The organism is Bradyrhizobium sp. (genome assembly GCF_016462955.1).
Classification (GTDB): Bacteria; Pseudomonadota; Alphaproteobacteria; order Rhizobiales; family Xanthobacteraceae; genus Bradyrhizobium.
Window position 1 is genome coordinate 11,673 of record NZ_JAEMSD010000074.1, and the last position, 7,596, is coordinate 19,268.

Consider the following 7,596-nt stretch of genomic DNA (forward strand, 5'->3'; position numbering starts at 1 on the left):
CGATGAAGCCGCTGCTCTACAAGATCACGGGCGTGTGGGGAAATCATGAAGGCTCGATGCTGCTGTGGGTGGCGATCCTCGCGTTGTTCGGCGGCCTGGTCGCGGCCTTCGGCAACAATCTGCCCTTGTCGCTACGCGCGCATGTGCTGGCCGTGCAGGCCTGGGTCGCCGGCGCGTTCTATCTCTTCATCCTGGTGACATCTAATCCGTTTCTGCGCATCGCGAGCCCGCCGATCGAGGGACGCGATCTCAATCCGGTGCTGCAGGACATCGGCCTCGCCGTGCATCCGCCGATGCTCTATCTCGGCTATGTCGGTTTCTCGATCTCGTTCTCCTTCGCCATTGCTGCGCTGATGGAGGGCCGGATCGATGCGGCCTGGGCACGCTGGGTGCGGCCCTGGACGCTGGTGGCCTGGATCTTCCTGACGCTCGGCATCGCGATGGGTTCGTACTGGGCCTATTACGAGCTCGGCTGGGGCGGCTGGTGGTTCTGGGATCCGGTCGAGAACGCCTCGCTGATGCCCTGGCTCGCCGGCACCGCGCTGCTGCATTCGGCCGTGGTGATGGAAAAGCGCAATGCGCTGAAGGTCTGGACCATCCTGCTCTCGATCCTGACCTTCTCGCTGTCGCTGCTCGGCACCTTCCTGGTGCGCTCCGGCGTCATCACCTCGGTGCACGCCTTCGCCACCGACCCCACTCGCGGCGTGTTCATCCTGCTGATCCTCTGCCTGTTCATCGGCGGCAGCCTGGCGCTGTTCGCAGGCCGCGCCACCTCGTTGAAGCAGGGCGGCCTGTTCGCGCCGATCTCGCGTGAGGGCGCGCTGGTGCTGAACAACCTGCTGCTCACCGTTGCCTGCGCCGTCGTGCTGTTCGGCACGCTCTATCCGCTGGCGATGGAGATGCTCGCCGATTTCAAGATGTCGGTCGGCGCACCCTTCTACAATCTCACCTTCGCGCCGCTGTTTGCGCTGTTGTTGCTTGCGGTGCCGTTCGGGCCGATGTTGGCCTGGAAGCGCGGCGATCTGCTCGGCGTGACGCAGCGTTTGCTCGCGGCCGGCGTCGCGGGGCTCGTCGTGGTCGCCATCGTCTGGGCCTGGGTGCGGGGCGGCAGCGCGCTGGCCCCGCTCGCGATCGGGCTCGGCGTCTTCGTCATCGCCGGCGCCGTCACCGACATCGTCGAACGGACCGGGCTGGTCCGCCTGCCGTTCGCATCTGCGCTGCATCGTGCCCGCGGCCTGCCGCGATCGGCCTGGGGGACGGCGTTTGCGCATGCCGGCCTCGGTGTCGCGCTGATCGGGATCGTCTGCGAGACCACCTGGAACAGCGAACATATCGCGACGATGAAGCAGAACGACGTTGCTCATGTCGCCGGCTATGATTTGAAGCTCGACGGATTGTTTCAGCGTCAGGGCCCGAACTACCGCGAGATGATCGCCGAATTCAACGTCAGCCGCGACGGCAAGTCCCTGACGGTCATGACGCCGTCGAAACGCAGCTTCACCACGCGCGGCTCCTCGACGACGGAGGCCGCGCTGTTGACGCGCGGCGCGAGCCAGCTCTACGTCTCGCTCGGCGATGCCACCGCCGAAGGCGCCATCGCCGTGCGCATCTATCACAAGCCGCTGGTTCTCCTGATCTGGTGGGGGCCGGTGCTGATGGCGTTCGGCGGCGTGCTGTCGCTCTCCGACCGCCGCCTGCGGGTCGGCGCGCCGAAGCCGGCGCGGGCCAAGCAGCGTCTCCAACCTGCGGAATGACCCGATGCGCCGGATGATGGCCGCGTTCGTCGCGTTGCTGCTGCTGGCCTTGCCTGCGGCGCACGCCGTCCAGCCCGACGAGATCATGTCGGATCCCGCCAAGGAATCGCGCGCGCGCGAATTGTCGCGCGAGCTTCGTTGCATGGTCTGCCAGAACCAGTCGATCGACGATTCCGATGCACCGCTGGCACGGGATCTGCGGCTGCTGGTGCGCGAGCGTATCGCGGCCGGCGACAGCAATTCGCAGGTGCTCGACTTTCTGGTCGCACGCTACGGCGACTTCGTTCTGTTGAAGCCGCGCTTCGAGCGGCAGAACCTCTTGCTGTGGATGCTCGGGCCGGTGCTGCTGCTCGGCGGTGGCCTGGCGCTGTGGCTGCAGATCCGCCGTCGCTCGGGAAGTGGTGCAGACGTACCGCCTCCGCCGCTCACGGCAGACGAGAAGACGCGGCTTGCGGCCTTGATGTCGGACGACTCCAAGCCGTCCTGAAGCCTCCGAGCACGTAGTGCTACGTGGTCCGCCGGCCCGCGCCGCGTGCTTCATGCTATTTTGACCTTTGTCTGGAAGCTTGTCGCGAGATGTGATTCCAGCCTCCGAGTCCTCCCGATGTTCGCGAACAGCAATCTGACGATCCGCTTCCTGGTCGGCGCCGTCGTCGCTGCGCTCTTGTTTCTGCTGGGTATCGGCGGCGGCACCGGCTTCGTCGCGGTGCTCTATCTCAACAACGAGATCACCAGCCTGTCCGCCAACTTCTCCGCGCTGAGCGGCCCGGCGCGCGACCACGCCATGCAGATCTACCAGCAGGCGCAGACCGCCTTCTCCTATTTCCTGGTCGCCTGCGGCGTGATCGCCGTGGTCGCTTTCGCGATCTGCCTCACCACCTTTTTCGCCGTGCGCAACGGCATCCTCAATCCCCTGGCGGCGATCGTGCATGCCATGCGCGAGGTCGCCGACCAGAAGTTCGAGACGTCGGTGCCGGGGCTCGGCCGTACCAACGAGATCGGCCTGCTCGCCGGTGCGCTGGAGGTGTTCAAGACCAACGGCCTCGAACGGCGCCGTCTCTCCGAGCAGCAGCTGCATGAAGCGCAGCATCAGGCCGAACGGTCGAAATTCCTCGACGACCGGATCAAGCGCTTCAACGATCTCGTCGCAAGCGTCGTCGCCAGCGTGGCGTCATCGGCGGTGCATCTGAAGACCAATGCCGAGACGCTGTCGCGGACCGCCAACGACACCAGCACCAAGGCCAATGCCGTCGCGAGCGCCGCCAGTCAGGCCAGCGGCAGCGTTCAGACGGTCGCAGGTTCTGCCGAGGAGATGACGAATTCGATCGGCACGATCAGCCGCCGCGTTACGGACGCGACCCAGCGCGCCGAGGGCGCGGCGTCCCAGGCGGAGAAGAGCCGCGATACCATCCACACGCTGTCGGATGCCGCCGACAAGATCGGGGAGGTGGTCCAGCTCGTGCAGGCGATCGCATCGCAGACCAATCTCCTGGCGCTCAACGCCACCATCGAGGCGGCGCGGGCCGGCGAAGCGGGCAAGGGATTTGCGGTGGTCGCTTCCGAGGTGAAGAATCTGGCGCACCAGACCAGCAAGGCAACCGAGGAAATCACCTCTCAGGTCGCGAGCATTCAGGGCATCACCGCCGAGACGCGCGGCGCGATCGACGGCATTTCCAAGACGCTGTCGGAGATTTCGTCGATCATGTCCGGCATCGAGATCGACACCGCCCAGCAGCGTAACGCCACGCAGGAGATCACGCGCAGTGCCCAGGATGCCGCGCGCGGCACCCTCGACGTCTCCAACCATATCGTCCAGATCACCTCGACGTCCGCCGAGACCGGCCGCATGGCCGCCGAGGCCAGGGATTCGGCCGTCGACCTCTCGCAGCAGGCCGAGACTTTGAAGCGCGAAGTCGATGAGTTCATCGTCAGCGTCAGGGCGAGCTGAGTCCGGCAACCGCACCTGCGCCCTGGTGCCGGAACGCTATTAAGTTCCTGCAACGCAACCATTTTCGGCCTGTGCCGAACTGCCGCATCCGCGCTGCCGTTCATTACGAAAGTTTAACCGCGCCGCCAGCGCGCGGTAAGGCGGGAGTCCCCATCTTCAGGTCCGCAAGGTGCTGGCATCCGGCGCCAAAAGGAATTCAAAGGCCTGGAGATTTCCGCATGACCGACCCTATCGACCTCTCGAACCTCCCTTCGTACCGGCAGCCGCGCCGGTCGGTGTTCTCCGCGCGCAGACTCGCGCTGATGGCCTCGGTCGTCGCCGGTCTCGGCGCGGCGGTCTATGGCTTCAGCCCCCCGACCTCGCCGGCCGACCTGTTCTCCAGCCCGGCGCATGCGCAGGTCAACACCGAGGTCCGCAAGGTCGAGCGTCCGGTCGGATTCGCCGACGTCGTCGAGCGCGTGAAGCCTTCGGTGATCTCGGTGAAGGTCAACATGAAGGAGAAGACCGCGAGCAATGACGACGGCGACGATTCCTCCTCGCCGTTCCAGCCGGGCTCGCCGATGGAGCGCTTCTTCCGGCGCTTCGGCGGTCCGGACGGCTTGCCTCCGGGCATGAAGGGCGGCCGCGGCCGCGTCGTGCAGGGCCAGGGCTCGGGCTTCTTCATCTCGGCTGACGGCTATGCCGTCACCAACAACCACGTGGTCGACGGCGCCGACAAGGTCGAGATCACCACCGACGACGGCAAGACCTACACCGCCAAGGTGATCGGCACCGACCAGCGCACCGATCTCGCCCTGATCAAGGTCGAGGGCAGCACGAACTTCCCGTTCGCCAAGCTTGCCGACAGCAAGCCGCGGATCGGGGACTGGGTGCTCGCAGTCGGCAATCCCTTCGGGCTCGGCGGCACCGTGACCGCCGGCATCGTCTCGGCGAGCGGCCGCGACATCGGCAACGGCCCGTATGACGATTTCATCCAGATCGACGCGCCCGTGAACAAGGGTAATTCCGGCGGTCCGGCGTTCGACACCAACGGCGAGGTGATGGGCGTCAACACCGCGATCTACTCGCCCTCCGGCGGCAGCGTCGGCATCGCGTTCTCGATCCCGGCCAGCACCGTCAAGAGCGTGGTGGCCCAGCTCAAGGACAAGGGCTCGGTCAGCCGTGGCTGGATCGGCGTGCAGATCCAGCCGGTGACCTCCGACATCGCCGACAGCCTCGGCATGAAGAAGGCCGAAGGCGCGCTGGTGGCGGAGCCGCAGGCCAACGGTCCGGCGGCCAAGGCAGGTATCGAGTCCGGCGACGTGATCACCTCGGTCAACGGTGAACCCGTCAAGGATGCCCGCGAGCTCGCGCGCACCATCGGCGGCATGGCGCCCGGCGCGTCCGTGAAGCTCAACGTGCTGCACAAGGGCCAGGACAAGGTCGTCAACCTCACCCTCGGCCAGTTGCCGAATACGGTCGAGGCCAAGGCCGACGTCGACAAGGACAGCGGCAAGGGTGCCAGCCGCGGCACCGACGTGCCCAAGCTCGGCATGACGGTGGCGCCCGCCAATTCCGTGGCCGGTGCCGGCAAGGAAGGCGTCGTGGTCACCGAGGTCGATCCGAAGAGCGCCGCGGCTGAACGCGGCTTCAAGGAAGGCGACGTGATCCTCGAGTTCGGCGGCAAGAGCGTGGCGACCGCCGGCGAAGTCCGCGACGCCATCAATGCGGCGCGGACCGACAACAAGAACAGCGTCCTGATGCGCGTGAAGAGCGGCGGCCAGTCGCGCTTCGTGGCCGTGCCCATCGCCAAAGGCTGAGAAAGGCTGAGCGCTTCAGGAGCCTTACGAGATGAAGGGTGTCGCCGGCATCAGTCGCCCCCGCCGGTGGCGCCCTTCGGGGAAGCAGCACAACGTCTGCTTCCCCTGTCTACCTTCCGGTGGATCTACGCCCCCCTCCGTCGGAAGGCCTAGGGCGGTGAAGTCCCCCCAACTTCACCGCCCGCCTTTTCCCGAGATCGTTCCGCCCGACTTGCATGCTATTGCTGCCCGCGCCATGTTTAGAGAAGGTTCACTCCCTTGACCGCCGCTGAACGCACGATGCGCCTCCTCATTATCGAAGACGACCGCGAGTCCGCCGACTACCTCGTGAAGGCGTTTCGTGAAGTCGGACACATTGCCGATCACGCCGCCGACGGCGAGGAAGGCCTCGTCATGGCCGAGAACGGTGATTACGACGTGCTCGTCGTCGACCGCATGCTTCCCAAGCGCGACGGCCTGTCGCTGATCGGCGCGTTGCGCGACAAGGGCGACACCACGCCCGTGCTGATTCTGTCCGCGCTCGGGCAGGTCGACGACCGTATCAAGGGCCTGCGTGCAGGCGGCGACGACTATCTGCCAAAACCCTATTCCTTCGCCGAGCTCCTTGCCCGCGTCGAGGTGCTGTCGCGCCGCCGCGGGGGACCCGCCGAGGACACGCTCTACCGCGTCGGCGATCTCGAGCTCGACCGCCTGTCGCATCGCGTCGCCCGCGGCAAGGACGAGCTGACGCTGCAGCCGCGTGAGTTCCGCCTGCTCGAATATCTCATGAAGCACGCCGGCCAGGTGGTGACGCGCACCATGCTGCTCGAGAACGTCTGGGATTATCATTTTGACCCGCAGACCAATGTGATCGACGTGCACATCTCGCGGCTGCGCTCCAAGATCGACAAGGGCTTCGAGCGCCCGCTGCTGCACACCATCCGCGGCGCCGGCTACATGATCCGTGACGGGATCAGATAAGGCGAGTTTGGCGTTGCGCCGATCGGCCTGCGGCGCGCTCACACCTGCAATCATCGGCTGCGTCACTGCCGCGCTTCGCCCGTGCCGAGGCGGCAGGGGATGCTGGCGGCCTGCTCGTCCGATGGCAAGAATATCCGACCTGTGGTAGGGGACATCTCACCTGGATGCATCCGTCCACGATCAGGAAGGATATTCGAGCTTGCAAGTCGTCGCCTTTCCGTCCGACCGAGCTGAAGAGATCCTCGTGTCGGCTTCCAGGCTCTTTGCCCGCCACAGCTATGCGAATGTGACGATGGAGCAGGTCGCAGCTTCGGTGCGATCGGTGCCAGGGGCGCTGTACCACTATTTCCGCGACAAGGAAGACCTGATCTTTCACTGCTACCTGCGGGGTCTTGCGCTCTACAGGCACGAGATCGAGACGGCCGCCGAGCCCGGGATCGACGGGCTCGAGATCGTCAGACGCTTCATGCGAGCCCGGCTGCGGCCTGAGGGCCAGCGCATGATCCTGTTCTCCGACATCGATGCACTGGCCGCGCCTTACAGCAACGACGTGCACGCCAGGCGCTGGCAGAATGCCGCGCTGCTCGCCGACATACTGAAGCGAGGCGTTGCCGACGGCTCGATCGCCTGCGAGGAGCCGCTGCTTACGGCCGTCGCCCTCATCTCCATCCTGGATTGGGTTCCGTTCTGGTTCTCCGACCGCGACTATTACTCGCGCCAGCAGGCGATCGATGCGATCGATGACATCATCACGCATGGCGTTTATCGGCGTGAGATTGGCTTGCCGGACATGCCCGAAGCGCCGAGCCTGGCGCCGTTTCTCCAGTCCCGCTCGAAATTGACCAAGCGCGCCGCGAAGCTGGACAGGATGCTCTCGATTGCCTCGGACAGTTTCAATCGCCGGGGCGCCTCGGGCACGTCGCTCGAGAGCATCGCGGGGGAGGCGGGCATGACCCGCGCCGGCATCTACTATCATTTCAGGGAGAAAGAGCGCCTCTTGCTGGCTTGCCTGCGAAGAGGGCTGGCCGGCGAGATCGGCATTCGGGAATATTTACAGGACCTCGGGCTAGGCGCGTTCGATTACGTCGTGCAGCGAGTCCGCCTGTTGTTGATGCTGAACGATACGCCTTGCGGC

Annotated in this window: 6 protein-coding genes; all 6 read left to right on the forward strand. The window is 65.6% G+C overall.

The features are described 5' to 3' along the window. Positions 1–1,754 (forward strand): heme lyase CcmF/NrfE family subunit (locus JHD07_RS10860; protein ID WP_291621822.1); only part of this gene is annotated, 1,754 nt, incomplete at its 5' end. Between the two features lie 4 nt (positions 1,755–1,758). Continuing rightward, a complete protein-coding gene (locus tag JHD07_RS10865) occupies positions 1,759–2,241 on the forward strand; it encodes a cytochrome c-type biogenesis protein (RefSeq protein WP_291621823.1) in 483 nt (160 codons plus the stop codon). A 117-nt stretch (positions 2,242–2,358) separates the two neighbouring features. Further along, complete coding sequence (locus JHD07_RS10870) at positions 2,359–3,702, forward strand: methyl-accepting chemotaxis protein (protein ID WP_291621825.1); 1,344 nt, start codon at positions 2,359–2,361, stop codon at positions 3,700–3,702. 218 nt (positions 3,703–3,920) lie between these two features. Further along, the gene (locus JHD07_RS10875) at positions 3,921–5,501 is read left to right on the forward strand and encodes a Do family serine endopeptidase (RefSeq protein WP_291621827.1); all 1,581 of its coding nucleotides are present in this window, start codon (positions 3,921–3,923) and stop codon (positions 5,499–5,501) included. Between the two features lie 279 nt (positions 5,502–5,780). Further along, positions 5,781–6,461, forward strand: coding sequence for a response regulator transcription factor (locus JHD07_RS10880; protein ID WP_291621829.1), 681 nt, complete (start codon positions 5,781–5,783; stop codon positions 6,459–6,461). A 244-nt stretch (positions 6,462–6,705) separates the two neighbouring features. Continuing rightward, positions 6,706–7,596 (forward strand): TetR family transcriptional regulator (locus JHD07_RS10885; protein WP_291621831.1); only part of this gene is annotated, 891 nt, incomplete at its 3' end.